Origin of the sequence: Glaciecola punicea, from assembly GCF_001756615.1 — a bacterium.
GTDB classification, from domain to species: domain Bacteria; phylum Pseudomonadota; class Gammaproteobacteria; order Enterobacterales; family Alteromonadaceae; genus Glaciecola; species Glaciecola punicea.
In genome coordinates this window covers 98707-115607 of sequence record NZ_LZXY01000010.1, presented here as the reverse complement: position 1 = coordinate 115607, position 16901 = coordinate 98707, and the positions used below count along the sequence as shown (strand labels likewise).

Annotated in this window: 10 protein-coding genes and 1 pseudogene; 6 read left to right on the top strand and 5 right to left on the bottom strand. The window is 44.6% G+C overall.

What is annotated here, in order from left to right; all coding sequences use genetic code 11:
* The coding region (locus BAE46_RS11905) for a beta strand repeat-containing protein (protein ID WP_070112952.1) at positions 1-3665 on the bottom strand (3665 nt) is incomplete at its 3' end.
* 875 nt (positions 3666-4540) lie between these two features.
* Here BAE46_RS11905 and relB point away from each other — a divergent pair.
* Together relB and BAE46_RS11900 are read left to right on the top strand one after the other, a co-directional pair.
* Positions 4541-4729: pseudogene (gene relB / locus BAE46_RS15230) on the top strand (type II toxin-antitoxin system RelB family antitoxin); the annotation flags it as partial.
* Positions 4730-4844: 115 nt separating this feature from the next.
* Positions 4845-5177, top strand: a complete 333-nt coding sequence (locus tag BAE46_RS11900; RefSeq protein WP_040521123.1) for an aldose epimerase family protein — start codon at positions 4845-4847, stop codon at positions 5175-5177.
* Between the two features lie 141 nt (positions 5178-5318).
* Here BAE46_RS11900 and BAE46_RS11895 read toward each other — a convergent pair whose 3' ends face one another.
* Positions 5319-6515, bottom strand: coding sequence for an MFS transporter (locus BAE46_RS11895; RefSeq protein WP_342341490.1), 1197 nt, complete (start codon positions 6513-6515; stop codon positions 5319-5321).
* 470 nt (positions 6516-6985) lie between these two features.
* Between BAE46_RS11895 and BAE46_RS11890 the strand changes: the two genes are divergently transcribed.
* On the top strand, positions 6986-8134 hold the full coding sequence (locus BAE46_RS11890; protein ID WP_070112948.1) for a mandelate racemase/muconate lactonizing enzyme family protein: 1149 nt from the start codon (positions 6986-6988) through the stop codon (positions 8132-8134).
* 346 nt (positions 8135-8480) lie between these two features.
* Positions 8481-8705 (top strand): type II toxin-antitoxin system CcdA family antitoxin, encoded by a 225-nt coding sequence (locus BAE46_RS11885; protein WP_006006070.1) that lies wholly within the window; start codon positions 8481-8483, stop codon positions 8703-8705.
* A 130-nt stretch (positions 8706-8835) separates the two neighbouring features.
* Here the strand turns inward: BAE46_RS11885 and BAE46_RS11880 are convergent, their stop codons facing one another.
* From BAE46_RS11880 to BAE46_RS11870, 3 genes are all read right to left on the bottom strand, one after another.
* Entirely contained in the window at positions 8836-10233 is a 1398-nt protein-coding gene (locus BAE46_RS11880; RefSeq protein ID WP_244885016.1) for an ATP-binding protein, read from the bottom strand.
* 125 nt (positions 10234-10358) lie between these two features.
* On the bottom strand, positions 10359-10697 hold the full coding sequence (locus BAE46_RS11875) for a BrnT family toxin (protein ID WP_244885015.1): 339 nt from the start codon (positions 10695-10697) through the stop codon (positions 10359-10361).
* Positions 10698-11346: 649 nt separating this feature from the next.
* Positions 11347-12195 carry an SIS domain-containing protein gene (locus BAE46_RS11870; protein ID WP_070112944.1) on the bottom strand — a complete coding sequence of 283 codons (849 nt, stop codon included), beginning with the start codon at positions 12193-12195 and terminating at the stop codon, positions 11347-11349.
* A 122-nt stretch (positions 12196-12317) separates the two neighbouring features.
* Between BAE46_RS11870 and BAE46_RS11865 the strand changes: the two genes are divergently transcribed.
* Positions 12318-13646: a M14 family zinc carboxypeptidase gene (locus tag BAE46_RS11865; protein WP_070112942.1), complete on the top strand. Its 1329-nt coding sequence runs from the start codon at positions 12318-12320 to the stop codon at positions 13644-13646.
* Between the two features lie 359 nt (positions 13647-14005).
* The gene (locus BAE46_RS11860) at positions 14006-16894 is read left to right on the top strand and encodes a TonB-dependent receptor plug domain-containing protein (RefSeq protein ID WP_070112940.1); all 2889 of its coding nucleotides are present in this window, start codon (positions 14006-14008) and stop codon (positions 16892-16894) included.
* Positions 16895-16901 lie beyond the last annotated feature (7 nt).

Below are 16901 nucleotides of genomic sequence, written 5' to 3'. Positions count from 1 at the left end.
CTTAGGTTAGCGCGGGTAATGTCTGCGAGGATTGAAGCTTGCGGCGTAATATCGTAGTTGCGAGCGTCAGCGCTAGCGCTGGTTAGGCTTACCGTTTTACCGTCGCCTGCATTTTTATTAGAAAAGGCGCCGGTTGTCGATACGGTTACCGTATCGCCTGCAATTAAGCCGGTCAATGTTTTCCCGCTCACATCCAGCAAGGCATCTACGTTACCGTCGTAGACTTTGCCACTGGCGGTGATCCCGCCTACGCTTAGGTTAGCGCGGGTAATGTCTGCGGTGGTTGATGCTTGACCCGTAATAAGGTAGTTGCCGGCGTCAGTCCCGGCGCTTGTGCTGGTTAAGCTCACCGTTTTAGCATCGCCTGCATTTTTATCAGAGAACGCGCCGCTTGCCGATACGGTTACCGTATCGCCTGCAATTAAGCCGGTCAGTGTTTTTCCGCTCACATTTAGCGCGGCGCTCATAAGGCCGTCGTAGACTTTGCTATTGGCGGCGATGCCGCTGACAGTCAATTCTTTAGGCGTAATTGTCACTGCTGCATTAGCGGCATTAAGCGCCGGCAACATGTAATTGCTTACCAATCCAGTGCCATCAGTTAAAGTAATGTTACTGATAAATTTATTAGCGGTTGTTACGTTTTTATCGTTTACCCTTGAATCAGTGTAACTGAGGGTCTCAGTGCCTACTAATCCGCCTATAGTAACCTTATCTGTAAGATTAGTTGTGCCGTCATAAACCTTAGAGGCAAATAGTGTAAGAAGCGCTGGGTTGGTGGTAAGTGTGCCATCAACATAAGTGATCATATAGCCTTGTTGGCTACTAATTAGCCCTTTAGGTATGATGGTATAGCTGCCTGCGTTAACAGAGTTCTGAGCGCTGCCGGTATAGCTCAATGTTCCGCTTGGTGTCGCGCCGGCGACAGAATATGTCATGCCATTGCCACTGAATTCATTGCCATCATAGGTCTTAGTAAAACTGTTTGCCGTTACGGTCAATGCGGTCATGAAAGTACGCAATAAGGGGAAACTACTTCCTTCATCAATAAACCAAATGTTTGTAAAATCCCATCCATTAGGAAAGGTAGCTTGCTTCATCATTTGGTCGGAAGTTAATCCAGTGGTGCCTGCCGGCGTGCTATTGACGACGCCAACCGAATGAGTAGCATTAGCTTTGTTCCAGAAATTGTCAGTAAGCACCCCTGTTGTGGTCCCAAATAAGCCACCCGGTGCAGCACCGCTTACCGTTCCAGCGGCATAAGCATTTGTGACTGCAGCGGTACTGTTGCCAAGTAGGCCACCGACACCAGCGGCGCCAGCCACATTACCAGTAGCGTAGACGTCTTTAATAACAGCTGTAGTCACGCTGCCAATTAAACCTCCCGTACCGGCTGCTCCGTCAACATTGCCAGTAGCATAACTCTCGGTAACATCTCCACTGGTTTTCACGCCGATCAGACCGCCAGTGCCCGCATGACCTTTAACGTTTCCGACGGCATAACTTCGAGTAATTGCCCCGGTGGTGATGGTGCCTATTAAGCCGCCAGTGCCCGCATCGCCATCTACGCTTCCGGTTGCATAGCTATTGCTGACTGGCCCAGTGGTAATATTGCCTATCAATCCTCCGGTGCTAGCTGCTCCAATAACATTACCAGTGGCAAAGCCATTAGAAACTGACCCCGTTGTTAAACTCCCCACCAAGCCTCCGGTGCCGGCCGCTCCAATAACAGCGCCAGTGGCAAAGCTATTAACAATGTTCCCAGTTGTTAAACTCCCCACCAAGCCTCCGGTGCTGGCCACCCCGGTAACGGTGCCAGTGTTATAACTGTTGCTCACATTACCCGTTGTACCTGAACCAATTAAGCCACCGGTGCCTGCGCCACCATTGATAATTTTGCCGCCCACCAAGCCCACATTGCGAACATCAGAGCCGGCGCCGGCGATCCTAATCATTCCCGTGTTAGCCGCGGCGATGCCATCAATATTCATTCCGGTAATGGTATGCCCAAGACCATTAAAATTATTGGCAAAGCTGGCTATTGGCGTAAAATCAAAGGTAGATTCCGCAGTGCCTAAATTACCACCCAGCGCAAAATTTCCGGTAATGGTCATGTTTGCTAATTGATCCACAGTGTTGAGAATATTATACTCTGCACCATTAATGGTCAGTATACCGGTACCTGAACGTGCGTTGGTGCCGTCAGTTTCGGCAAAGTCAACTCTGCCAGTGAAACCGTTGGCATCCATGCCAACAAAGACCTGCCCACCGGCAACGGCTACATCACCGCCATTGGATGTTGCCGTGTTAAGAACCAAAGTCGACGTGCCACTGGCTGTCATCACGCTATTAATATTAATGTCTTTGGCGGCGGTTAACGTTAAGGTGTTCGCGCTCCACGAAACCTCTTCATTTACATTGATATTGCCAGACCCTCCGTTGGTGCCCTTGAAAGACATAATCTCTACATCTGTGTTGACTAAATTGTTCGACAGTGCAATCCCAGTTATATTGGCCGGTGCGTCAGTGCTAGCATCACCAATATTAAAGTCGGCGGGATCAATTAGCCAATTGCCACTATCGCCAGTCGCAGCAAAAGTGGTTACTTTTGCATCATCAGCAATGCGTACATGCGCCGCTGAAGTTTCAATGAAACCGCCATTACCGCCGTTAGGAGCGGAGGCATCCAAGATGCCAGCTACCATTATGCGGTTATTGTCCATGCCACCCATCAGCATTATTTGACCATTTTCGCCAGTGGCGAGCGTGTGCGCTTCTATTATGCCTGTATTGCTAATGACGGATGTTACTAATGCCTGAGTGGCTTGTGCGGTAAGGTATACTAGTCCGCCGTCAGCTTTAATTCCGCCTTTGTTTTCAATGGAGGCATCAATTGCCGCCTGTGTGACCTGTATTTCAACAGGCCCGCCTAGGTCAAGTGTGACGTTTGCGCCAGCACCTAACAATACACTCCCCATATGCGCAGTGAGAGTGCCAGTGTTGGTGATTTTAGCGGCGATTAAAGCAATGCTGCCCGCGTTGTTAACGGTGATATTGCCTCGGTTAATGATGGCATTACTGCTCTCGCCGACAAATGTAAAATTACCGTCCATGAAGTCATCGGTACTGAGGCGCAAGGTGCTTGCAACGAGTCCGCCTGCGTTTATTTGAGATGTTGGGGTAAATAACACACCGTTTGGATTAACTAAAAAAACTTGACCATTAGCCGATAAGTTACCTTGAATGACAGATACATCGCTGCCTAACACTTGATTAAGTGCAACAGATGAAGAGGATGGTTGGACAAACTTTACTGCGTTGTCTGCTCCGATATTGAATGTCTGCCAATTAGCCGCCATTTTAGCGGTGCTTTGCGTTATTGTCATATTGGTATTGGTTTGGCTAATGCTACCAGCACCCGCGACAATGTTGCCGCCCGTTGGCAGTGTGTCGGCTTTTGCGGTATGACATATTATCGATAGCGCTAAAGCTAGTGCGCTAAACTTGCACAAATTTAGAAATTTAATATGGCTGGGAAGATTGTTACTAGACTTGACTGCTGGAGTTGAGCCACTGATTGATTTACCGCGGCCATCACTTTTTTCAGACACCGGGACATAAGACGCTGCTGCATCGCTCCAAACTAAACAGTACACGTGATTGAGCATAATAACCTTGGTTGCTTTTAATTTTTATTCATTTTGACTGACTAAATAGTATTTTCATGTAAGGCCAGTTGTATTAAGTTTGGACGACCATTGGCAGGTAAAAATGGAAGACTCGTCCTTTTGTGCCTTGTGTTCATCTTAAATTCTTCCGCACATCGTACCACTTTATTGACGATAATGTTTAATTTATGAACAGTTTTGCCATTTAAAGACCCTTGATATGCCGCGCCTTTAAGTTAATTGTTATAATAATCAAACACTAAAAAATGTTTTTGACGCATAAAAATAAATAAAAATAAATAAAAATAAATAAATAAATAAATAAAATACATAAACTAAAGTTTAAAATTGATGCATTATTCGCTTTACAGCGAAATATTAAATATGAGTAATATTCAATATCACTTTTAAACACGGCTCCGATTCCTTTTAACGACCCTAAACCACATTTCAGACGACGTCATTATGACTTTTTGCGTTGAACACAAGTTAGCTGTGATGACACCTCAGTTGGAACCTAGGGTCATGCAATTTAATTCATCGGGTTTTAAATTTTATCATTGAGTACCCAAAACTAGCAGTCGCTCACACGGGGGTTTGTTTTTGATGATACAAAGCACAAAATTTATATAAATCATGAAGGCCCCTATAAAAAGCTTGGATTTTCATTTTCTATGAGCCAAGGTGATTTTACTACCGTGAAGCAGTTCGCCTGTGAAACCGACGCAAACAGTGCCATAACACACCATTTCGCTAGCGTTATAATGTTTAATAAACGTGTTTAAGGACTATGCACATTTTATAAAATAGCCTAAGCTGTGCATGTGTGACATGTTCAGCTTAAGCCAAAAACGTTATCTCTTAGATTATCAAATGAAATTGAAAGCCGGTTAAGTCTGTTAGCTGAGACAACAGACCGCACAAAGTCGTTCTATGCTAAAGAAGCCAACATAAAGTATCTTGATGAAATGGAAGATACATATATAGCAATAGATCGACTTGAAAAGCCTACTAATCGTGTCTCATTAGAAGATGTGGAAAAAGAATTAGGCTTTGACGAATAAATGGATCAGCGGTGGCAAGTTGAATGGGATGAGCGTGCACTGAAGGAACTTAAGCAAATCGATAGGCAAGCGTAAAAATGTGCATTAAAAATGACAAAAATGGTGGGCCGGGTCAATGTCGAAGTTAAAAAGATTCACGCTGCAAAACAGCAAAGGAATGCAAGTTGAATTGTGTAATTTTGGTGCTCGCATCCTGTCGATAAGAGTGCCCAATGAGCTTGGAGAACTAATAGAGACAACGCTTAACCATGCAACTGATGAAGCCATAGTAAACGACGGATTTTATATGGGCGCGACCATGGGAAGAACGAGTAATCGAATTTCAAACAGCATTATGCTTAGAAGCTCAAGGCTATCCCGACGCCATCAATCATTCGGTACTAGCGCCAGATATTCTGCGGCCAGGAAAAGAGTATCGCAGGTACGTCATTTATCGATATATGAATAAATGAAGTGATATTAAAGTGGTTTCTCTCAAACACCGCTTTGATATCGCGCTTTATTGAATTTTACTGATTATTCACTGACTTAGTTGTACGGGTCTATACTCTGGGTTAATTGCAAAATCGTGAATATTATGTTGCTCCGACTAGGGCGCAGCGTCTTTGCCACGTTCTGCCTCTGCTTTGTCGGCCGCCCATGCATTGGCGGCTTCTAACGCTACCAATGATGTGGTGGGTAACACAGCAATATAGCTTTCAGTTTCTTCCACTGGGGTAGCCGGACGCTGCGTCATACGATAGAGTGCATACAGCGCAATGGTACTGAAGGTTGCACCAAGCACCAACCAAAACGCGTAAGGGCCAAACATATGCATCGCCCAGCCAGTCAGCAGTGGGCCTACAATTGCGCCTAGTCCGAAGGTAAAAACAAGTCCCCCAGAGGCCGACGGCATATCATCGGTGTCAAGTGAATCGTTTGCGTGGGCCAAAAACAGCGCATAGAGCGGCGTTGTAACTCCACCTGCGAAGAAGGCCGATACCATCAAGGGCCACAAACCGCCGCTTGTGCTCCACCCAAATGCACATGATGTTAAGCCTAGAAAGGCCGCCCCGAAAATTAGTTTGCGCCGATCAATTTTATCCGACAGCCAGCCAATAGGATGTTGCAACACCAGTGCCCCGGCGAACAGCATCGCGATGAACAGTGATATTTGGGCAACTGTCAGCCCAATTTGCGTTCCAAAAACCGCGCCCATACCCGATTGCGTCGCAAAGGCGCCGCCCAATAAGAAGATCCCCACGGTACCAAGGGGCGAACCCGAGAAAAGGTCGCGCAAGGACATCGGGCGGGCTATTTCTACCAGCGGAACATGGGTGGCAGAAAGAAGGATTGGCGCAAAAGAGATTGATACCAAAATTGATGCTCCGATGAACAACACAGAGGTTTTGGCATCGGCTAAGGTCAGCAGTCCTTGAGCTCCTATGATACCTAGGGTTTGCGCGGTCATGTAGGCTGACAGCACTTTGCCGCGAGTCTCATTGGTGGCAGCATTGTTCAACCAACTTTCGGCGGCGACAAAAATGCCCGACATGCAAAAGCCCACGAGTAATCGCAGCAACGTCCAGGCCCAAGGCTCAGCGAGCAGCGGAAAGGCAATTAGCCCCGCCGACATGAAGCTGCCAAGCGCTGCGAAAACGCGAACATGCCCCACCCGTTTGATCATTACAGGAGAAAGGCGCGCACCCGCCAAAAAGCCCATGAAATAGGCGGAGGTGACAACGGCTAGCTCAGTTGAGGTAAATCCCTCAATCGTGCCGCGCAGGCCGATAAGGGTGAAATGCATGCCATTGCCCAGCATGATAAACATCATGCCAAGTAGAAGGGGCCAGACCTTAAGCAATATTTGAATCATAAGGCTCCTCTTGTGCCGTGGCCAATTTCACGCGTTGCCCACGGCTTTGCCGCATCCAGTTGCATGCGCTCGTTATATGGACCAATAACTGTCACTGTATTTTAAACGCTGCGCGTTTTGCTCGCATTGGCAAAAATAAAGATTGGTTAGGTACTGACAAATAGTCTATCAGCTATTTCTGTAAAATAGGTGATAGTCTTTTTATGGAGCCTAATGGTAACATCATAAATTCGTCCAACGAACACGCAGTCGGCCTGATATAGAGCAAGCACTACTTTGTAATATCAACTTAAGTAAGGGGTTTTTACGCCACCCCTAGTTCGAAAACACAGTGCAGGCACTTTTGCGAGCCAGCTTGTATAAATATTTTAACAAAACATCACCTAAGTAATGCAATACCAATGATTATTCAATCTGTTGAACTACTGTCACTAAAAGTACCTTTGCACACGCCATTTAAAACGGCGGTAAGAGAAGTCAGTCACATTCACGACTTGGTGGTGCGTGTACACTGCAGCAATGGCTGCGTTGGCTACGGATCGGCGCCCTCCACTGAAAAAATAACAGGCGACAGCCACGCAAGCATAAAAATGGCCCTAGAAACCGTACTCATTCCGCTAGTAATAGGTGAGTCTTTGCAAGACTTCCAACCCCTTATTGAAAAGCTCCATAAAGTCACAAATGCAGGCAGCAATGCCAAAGCGGCAATGGATATCGCACTGTTTGACGCCTACGCACAATACACCCAACAGCCACTTTATGAATTAATTGAAAGTTTAAGTGGGGGGATTCAAACTACACGTAAAACCGACACCACAATTGAAACCGATTATACGATAAGTGTTAATCCCGTTAAGCAAATGTGCAGTGACATTGACGTAGCCGTAGCGCGCGGTTATCGCTGTCTTAAAATAAAAATCGGCAATCAAGCCTGTGAAGATTTGGAGCGTCTGCGCGTAATTTATGCCCACGCGCAAAGCTTACAAAGCGATAAGGTCAATCTACGGATGCGCCTTGACGTAAACCAAGGTTGGGATACCCAAACCACAATCGATATTATGCAGAAACTTGAGCATGAGGGAGTCGCGTTTGAATTAATAGAACAACCCTTAGTGGCGAATGACATCGAAGGTTTAGCCCGCATTAAACGCGCGATTAAGACCCCCATTATGGCAGACGAGAGCGCGTTTAATCTTGCCCAAGTCGTACAACTGCATCAGCTAGACGCTATAGACATCATTAATATAAAATTAATGAAGGCGGGCGGTCTGTACCCCGCTATGCAGATTGCAGATTATTGCCGAGCGCATAAGCTAAGGTGTATGATGGGTTGTATGCTAGAAGGCAGCATAGGCGTTGCCGCAGCGGCTCATTTAGCGCTGGCATACGCTGATGTGATTACGCTAATCGACTTAGACGGACCTACCTTAGGACAATATGACCCTATTATGGGCGCCTCCCGGTTTAAAGATGCAAATATTTTTTTAAATACCACACCTGGACTTGGGATCAGCCCTTGGCAAGTGCTCTGTGTTTTTGGATGTCGCTAAGGTTACTCACTAAAAAAATGATAAATATCGTCCCACCGTATCCATTAATTGTGGGCTAAGCCAATTCAGTCCCGACAAGATGGGTGCGAAACTGTCTATATTAAGAATACTCTAACGTTTTTCTAGGCCTTTCGTTTAGTTGTCCCGCAACTTAACTTAATTTCAGCTAAAAATAATCATACGATCACTTAAACTTGACCGGCGGTCATTAATCGCTAAATTGCGCGATAGGTTAATTTAGAGTGAACAAGCCTGTAGCGAACGTATAAGACAAGTTTGGTTTATAGTTGATAAAATATTTGTGCGCATTATATTGTGCGTATAGTAATTTACGTAGAGATAAGTTATGGGTACTGCCAAAGAAAAAGTTAGAGTAAATGTATATTTAGATAAGACTGTGACAGAGGACGCAAAACGCCTCGGTATAAATCTCAGCAACAGCTTAGAAATTGCGCTGAAGTCAGAGCGAGAAACTAAATGGAAAGAGCGTAATAAACAGAAAATAGAGACATGTAATCAGTATATTGCTTGTGATGGTCTGCCATTTGATGACGGCGATTTATGCATTTAATTTGTCAAAGCGGTAAGTGAACCAGTTCGATATCTATGTAAATCCCGTAGTTAAAGGCAGAAAACGTTATCCTTACGTTTGTTCTGATAAATGAATTAGGAAAATGTATGGTTTGTCCCACGCTTCCAAATTAAGATATTGCCTTAGCGCTTATAGTGCTAAATTTAGACACGAATCGTTCGAGCATATAGTGAGGCATACTAACCAAAGGCACTTCTTTCAAATCTTGCTGCTCTGGTCTTGGTTTAATTAATCCATACTCAATATCGCCAGCATATAACCTTAAGGCCATGGGGTATGTCTTGGCACCAAGCATTAGCTTCAAAGATATCATCTTGTTCGAGTGACCAGACTTACATTCAATAGGAACAACTCTTGAATCCAATGCGGCGACAAAATCAACCTCAGAGATAGCATTTTTCTTCTTTCGCTCCCAATGATACAAGGACTTAGCCTTGTAATACGGAGGCACCGACTGTAAGGTCTGAGCTACAAATTGTTCTGCCATTGCACCTTCGGCAACACTGTTAACATCCCCACTGCCATAGACCTCTTGTGGTAATAAGTCCATATACGAGTAAGCCAAGCCGATATCTAATGCAAATAGCTTGTGAGTGTACTTATCGGCTCCACTGAGCAAAGGGGCTTTGTTTTCGTGAGTATGAATACTTCTTCTAATCAGCTTTGACTTAACCAGGATTTCTATATGATCGCGAATTTTATCTGCTCTAAACCCTGGCGCAAGCTTTGACAAAGTCATAGAGTTACATGGATGGCTATAAACCTGCCTGAAAATGAGCTCTAATAGTTTTGGGTCGTATTTTTGCCCCGACAACTTACCAAAGTCAGCGAAGTCATTGATATAGCCAGTGAGTAAGTTATTCTTAATCTCGTCTAGTCGCAGCACACCTTCATTATTAACGAATGTCTCCACCACTGCAGGCATACCGCCACAAACCATATATTGCTTATACAAGCTATAGAAAATTTCATGAAAACTACTTCCTATAGGCGCTAAGACATCCAAATTAATAAGCTTTTTATATGCAACTGGATTCGCCGCCAAGACAAATTCTTCAAACGTCATAGGGTCTAAAAAGGCAAACTCCACACGCCCAGAAGGCCCTTGCCCTGACTTCTCTTTTTGGATTTCAAGCTCTAGCAGTGAGCCTGCTGTAATTACCTTATATTCGGGCGCCAATTCTTTAAAGTAACGAAGATACTCATAGAACCCAGGAAGCTCTTGAATCTCATCGAAGAAAAACAAAACATTTTCGGGCTCGGCTACTACACCTTTCTCTAACAGCAACAGCTCTAGAATGTCTTTTGCATTAGAGCGCTTATTTAACATCCCTGCAAAGCTGGGGGTATCTTCTAAGTTAAGCTCGATTAATATTAAACCAAGCTCTTTTGCCAGCATACGGATCAATGTGGTTTTACCAACCTGTCGCGCACCTCGTAGCACCATAACACCCCGAGAAGTAGCGCTAGCCCACGATTTCAATTGCTCAATACATCTTCTATACAAAGAATCCTCCTATGGGATTTTTCAAAATAGTTCAATTCCAAACAATAAACTAGCACTTTTATGCTAATTTCCAAACAATAAATCAAGCATTTTTTGTTCATTTCCAAATAATAAACGAAACATATTTAGCCCATTTTAATCCTATTGAGAATATGATTTAGGTTGGCACGTTTTGTGTCTTGTTTTGTAGCCTTGCGACTAGGAATGACTGTCTTTAAGAAAATTGATTCATCGGTTTCAATATACGAAACTAGATAAGCATAATTTTCAATATTAATAACAAAAATCCTTTGGTTCGGATATTTTTCTTGATTTACATGCTTTAAGTCATCTAATAAACACTGATTTTGTAAATAATATATGACATCTTCAAATGAAATGCCACGCTCCTCCATTAAGCGCTTGTTTTTATCAGAATTCCAATCAAATGTTTTCATGGCTGAAAGTATAGGACCGTGTGCCATATGTCATCAACACATGATGATTATACTGCTACGCAAAGCTTAAACGTTCGCAAGTAAACCGAATGACTATAGATAGCTCATTGCCGTCTATCGGCTCGGTACCAAAAGAAGCCAGTCGATGAGACTTTGTCTAAAGATTATCATTAGGCTGTGCACAAAGCCGACTAAAGCCGTGTTGAAAAGTGTGTCATAAATAGGGCGAGGAGGAGTCGTTGAAGAATTCTAAAAGTGAAGTGATGATGTTTTTTATTTATTCTTTCTAAATGGGACGTATTCGGATTAACACTCGGCATAATGGACAAATTTATGATGAAAGTTTTTAAGTTGCAAAATGTGTCCATAAAGTTGACGAAGTGAATGAATTAATGCTTTTAGCTAGGCAACGTTTAACTTCAACGGTTGTATCCCATTCAAATCCAAGGTCTGTCGAGGCTGCTACGCTCAAGTGCAACGTAATGCGCAACACAAAGTCAACTAGGTTCCGAATACAAAATTGAGCGACGATTAAGATAGCCTACAGCGGCCCGCGGCTCCTAATTCGACTAAAGTTAAGAGCTTTATTTTTATAAAGCGGTCCGCATCTCCTTAAAATCAAAAAAACACGAGCATGTTTGTTAACTAATTTGTTAAACACCAAAAGCCCCATCGCTCAATAATTTCTAAATTCAGATACCACCTTGCGTGATTTCTCCAGCATTGCTCGTCGCTTACTCGACGTCTGCATCAGTGAAATAAACAGCATATCTATTACGAGTTCTTGTGCGGTGCGCGCCAATATCGACGATATTCGCGTAGCGGCTTCTTCAGCCACCGAGTAAAGTCTTACCTGAGCATGCATTGAAACCGCTGTATCACCAAATTTAGTAAGCGAAATAACAGGTGTTTTGTTTGCCACCGCTTCCGTTACGACATTGACCACTTCTCGCGTTGCGCCTGACTCACTCAGGGCAAACACCAGGTCGGTTTCACCCAGCGTTGATGCGATGGCCAGTTGTGCGTGCCCGTCAATTTCAGAGATAGCCGCAATACCAAGCTTTTGCAGTTTGAATGAAAAATCTTTACCCACTAAAGCAGAGCCACCAAGCCCTGTTATTAATACGCGTTTGGCTTCTTGAAGCAAAATAATCGCTTCGGCAAAAGAATGTTTGTCGTTCAGGTTTTTAGTTTGATTGAGCACTGCAATTTTACTTTGCAGCAACTTTGACGACATTGTTTCATAATCATCACCTACAGCAATGCGGCCATGCAGCTTTTGATGGTCGGTTTCAACATTATTTAAATCATCTAAAATGCCAAGCTTGAGCGCTGGGTAGCCTTTATACTTTAGCTTTTGAGCAAACTTAATGACTGAGCTTTGGCTAACCCCAACTATGCTTGCAAGTTTTTGCGACGACAGGTCACGAAGATCGCCCGGTGAATTTAAGATGTAGAGTGCTAGCTTCTCTTCACTGCTTGATAAAGAGGGCAGTAAGGCTTTTATTTTAGAAAACGCGGCCATTAAAAATCCTTTTAATGAATACATTATTCCTATTTACTGATTAATAATAGAATAATTTGCATAAAGATACATTTTTTCGGTAAAGTAACAATACTTTATCGATAACTATTGTTGATGTTTTCATGCCATCATCCATTGCACATTTGCTTAGCAAGCTTAATCTTGAGCACATTACGCATAGCGACATACAGCCATTTTTTGAGGTGCTGCACAAAGAAACGCGGGTGCAAATTACCCATGAGGGAAGCTCCTTTGAGGGACGCAGCATAAAGCGTATAAGCTATGGACACGGCCCTATCGTGATTTTAGCGTGGACCCAAATGCATGGCAATGAGGCAACGGCAACGGCCTCGGTATTTAACTTACTCGACACACTTTTACAAAGCAGTGATAAACGCCTAAATAACGCACAAACGCTGTTCACTGTGCATATTGTTCCCATGCTTAATCCCGACGGTGCCCAGCGCTGCATTCGCCATAATGCCCAAGGTATTGATATCAATCGCGACGCGATGGCCAAGCAAACGCCAGAAGGCAACATATTGATGCATTTAGTCGATACACTGCAGCCTAATGTTGCCTTTAATTTGCATGACCAAAGCCCTTATTATCAATGTGGTACAACGGGTAATCCATCGACCATTGCCTTCTTAGCACCCGCTTTTGACATTGAGAAAAGCGTGGATGATAGCCGGCAGTTAGCCATGGCGCTTATCGGCAGAATGACAGAGGCGATTTACCCGCATATTGAAGCCTGCGTAGCACGCTACGACGACACCTTTTCTCCCCGCTCCTTTGGCGATCGCATCGCAGGTAAAGGTGCTGCAACTATATTAATTGAATCTGGCGCAGCGCGCGGGGATCCTAACAGACAGATTGCACGCTCAATGAACGTTATAGCGATACTTGAAGCAATGAGCATGCTGCAAGATAGGCATCATCAAAAAATCAGCCAAGCAGCTTTTGATAAATACCAGCTGCAGTACTGGAAAATACCTGAAAACATCTGTGAAACGCTTTCATCATTACTTATTCGAGGATTGCATTTTTCAGGCGTGCACTCTTATCAAGCAAGTATAAGCATTAAACAAACGTCGCGCTATTCACGTCAGTTTTATATTGACACGGTTGGTGATTTACATGTTCAAGCAGGGCTAGTAGATTATGACGCAAGTGAATTAACATATGATACTGGCAAGGCGCATACGCTTAATGCGCCTACCATTATAACAAACGAAAGCTATAAACAGTGGCTAAAGCAAGGGGTGATTCAGTTTCAAGGAGAGACTCACCACCTAAGTAACCAATCTGATTATCAAGTAATGCTTAATCAGCCAGTTGGAGCCAACTCACAGGCGCTAGTATTACAACAGCCTGCATACTTTTTAATGCGCAAGGGAAAAGCAATAGTCGCGGCAGTGATCAATGGCGCACTAATTGAAATAGACTAAGACCCTATAATGGATCGATCAAAAACGAAAAGCACTAATACTTTAGCCGCTTAATCGGATGTATGCTGCGCATTATTCACCTTTATAACTAACCTGAGTCACTCTTTCATATTTTAAAATAATTTATTTACACTTTAGGCTGTATATTTGGAATAATTTATTATTTACATTATTTTTGATTATGCTAACGTAGAATGCGGCGTGAGTGCAAACAGCAAAACTCATGCTTGCCAACAAGCAAGTCAAAAGAGTGTCGCATAATCTGGGTTCAGTGAATATATGCAGTGGCGTGTTCAACCTCGGCTGATCACAAGTGATAAAAAACGATACCAACATTAATCACATAGGGAGAACGCACAGTGAAGCTAAATAAAATAGCATTAGTGCTAGCGATGTCAGGTTTTGGCGCTCACGCCGTTGCCCAGCAGCCAGCTGAAGATAATACTGAATCAGAGCAAACAATAGAACGTATTTCAGTCACCGGTTCGAATATTAAGCGAACTAGCTTGGAGGGAGACCTACCTATTACCGTGATTACACGGGCGCAAATAGACGCAGGCGGTATTACCTCTGCCGAACAACTATTGCTACAGCTTAACATTTCGTCTAATTCTAACGACAACCTCGCTAGTAATGCCGGGATAGTGGGCGGTGAAGAGCGCGGTAATAACGGAGCATCAAGCGCTAACCTTCGCCAACAGGGCGTTGGTTCAACGCTGGTGTTATTAAACGGACGTCGCGTTGCCACGCATGGTTTGAAGGGCCGCTCGGTTGACTTAAACTCTATTCCTTTTGCCGCCATCGAGCGTGTTGAAGTGCTGCGTGACGGAGCGTCAGCCATCTATGGTACTGACGCCATTGGCGGCGTCATAAACTTTATTTTGAAAAAGAACTTTGAAGGCGCACAACTTGGTGCCTTTGCTGATCATACCGAAGAGGGTGGCGGCAATATTTACCGCTTCAACGTACTTGCCGGAACCGGCGATGTTGAACGAGACGGCTTTAATATAATGGGGTCGCTGACGTATAAGTCGGCCGAAATACTGCGCGGCTCCGATCGTGACTTTACCAACACCTTCCAACCACTGCGAGGTTTGTCGCCCGACACTCGCGGCGCGCCATTTGCATCGGTCAACGACCGTTTTAGTCGTCCAAATGATCCCACATCAAGCCAGTACAATTTAGTTGGTTCTGGGCTTATTAATCCAAACACTGGTTTAGAAAACGACGTACTCAATGTTTTGGCACTGCCTGGGCAACCCGGCTGTGATGCCTTTGAAAACATGGGACCAGACGCCGCTGATTTGTGGAACCGATCGCGCAACTTAGGTGTAAGCTGTTCATGGGATTATCCAAGGGCGTCGGTGTTACAACAGCCTGTTGAAAATATCGACTTTGTTGGCCGCGCCACCATGAAAATTGGTGAGGATTCTGAAGCATTTGTTGAATTACTCGGATCGGAAGTGGTCTCTAAAAAAGTATTTGAGCCTAACCAAATCACCCCATGGGCGATTGGTGCAGGTGACTGGGATACCTTTGGCGGCGGCTTCTACCCAAGCACAGGTGCATCATATGACTATATTGTTGATGCCTTATCTGATTTTTATGGCGCTGACCAATTAAACATAGGCGCACCCATCGCCTATCGATGGCGCTGCATGGACTGTGGCCCGCGCGAAATCGAAACCACCACTTCCTCCTATAAAATCCAGCTTGGTTTAGAAGGCGTTATTGGCGATTGGGATTACATGGCCGGTTTGTCGCGTTCGGCAAACGAGTCTACATCCGAGCTAGGCAGTGGCTACCACTTTACTTCTGGACTTGCACAAGCCATCGGTACCGGCGTACTCAATCCGTTCTTACTGCCGGGTGAGTCGCAAACTACACAGGCTATTCAAGCCCTTGATGCCGCCTCAGCAAGAGGCATAGAACTGTTTGGGGGGGAAACCACCATGACTCAAATAGATGCGTCAATCTCCGGCAATACCGGCTATGAGTTAGGATTTGGCGGTGACAGCATTTATGTGGCGGCCGGTATAGACTTACGACGCGAAGAATACAAATTCAACGGCGACCGCCGCGCGGCCGACACCCGTCCTAGAATTTATGGTGCTCCGTTTGACGATGCAAATGCACTTGATAATGTGAGTCGCGACATAAAAGCAGTGTTTGTAGAGGCGTTAATACCCGTAAGTGAGAATTTTGAACTAAACCTTGCAGTACGCCATGACAAGTACGATGGTTTTGGTGGCACCACTAATCCGAAAGTCGGGTTTAAATTTACCCCTGTTGAGGAGCTTTTGTTTCGCGGCGCCTACAGCACAGGCTTTAGAGTACCCAGCTTCAACCAGTTGTTTAACGGGGTAACAGAAGAGCCCTATACTGGCACTGACTTAGCTAATCCGTTTTTATGTCAAGACGGCGTGGTAGATATCAGCGATCCGAACTGCCAGATTATCACGCCCGAAATTTTATTTGGCGGTCAGATTGATCTTGGACCTGAAGAATCTGAACAGCTTAGCTTCGGTTTTGTATTTGCCAAGGGAGACTGGATAGTAAACGTTGACTGGTGGGAAATTGAAATTGAAGGCACTATACAAACACCAGGCTTTAAAGAGCTCATTGAAAATCCAGAATTGTTTCGAGACAACTACGTTTTTGACGGAGGCGGCACCAGTGGAGAGATTGTTTCTATTGACCGACGCTTTATTAACGCGGGTGGGCGCTCCACCAGCGGTATTGAGCTTGGTATTGCTACCAACGGCGAGCTGTGGGATGGTACTTGGGGCTTAAACATTAACGCAAGCTATCTAATTGAGGACAAAAAACAAGAGCGCGATAACGCGCCTTTTGGGCCAAACTTAGTCGGCACACACTCCCGCGGTAACATCCCACTTCGTTGGAAGAATACTGCAGTATTTACTTACAACTACGACGATTTCATCCATACCTTCACGCAAATTTTTCGCTCTGGTTATGACGATGAGACACCTCCAGGGGTGGCTTCAGGCGAAGCAAATCCACCTTTATATGACGATTCGGTTGATAGTTATTTAGTATACAACTACAGCATGAACTATACCGGCTTTGAAAATATCGAGCTGATAATGGGCATAAAAAACCTGCTTGATAGAGATCCACCTTTTACGGCGCATCAAAATGATTTTTCACCCGGTGCTGCATTTGATCCACGTGTCGCTGATCCTCGCGGAAGGGCATACACGGTGCAGTTCAACTACAACTTCTAAGCATTAG

What these genes read in the sequence shown, in the direction of transcription:
- BAE46_RS11885 (WP_006006070.1), top strand. Translation starts at nt 8,481, where the DNA reads ATGGGTACTGCCAAAGAAAAAGTTAGAGTAAATGTATATTTAGATAAG.
- BAE46_RS11865 (WP_070112942.1), top strand. Translation starts at nt 12,318, where the DNA reads ATGCCATCATCCATTGCACATTTGCTTAGCAAGCTTAATCTTGAGCAC.
- BAE46_RS11875 (WP_244885015.1), bottom strand. Translation starts at nt 10,697, where the DNA reads ATGGCACACGGTCCTATACTTTCAGCCATGAAAACATTTGATTGGAAT.
- BAE46_RS11870 (WP_070112944.1), bottom strand. Translation starts at nt 12,195, where the DNA reads ATGGCCGCGTTTTCTAAAATAAAAGCCTTACTGCCCTCTTTATCAAGC.
- BAE46_RS11895 (WP_342341490.1), bottom strand. Translation starts at nt 6,515, where the DNA reads ATGCATTTCACCCTTATCGGCCTGCGCGGCACGATTGAGGGATTTACC.
- BAE46_RS11900 (WP_040521123.1), top strand. Translation starts at nt 4,845, where the DNA reads ATGTCGAAGTTAAAAAGATTCACGCTGCAAAACAGCAAAGGAATGCAA.
- BAE46_RS11890 (WP_070112948.1), top strand. Translation starts at nt 6,986, where the DNA reads ATGATTATTCAATCTGTTGAACTACTGTCACTAAAAGTACCTTTGCAC.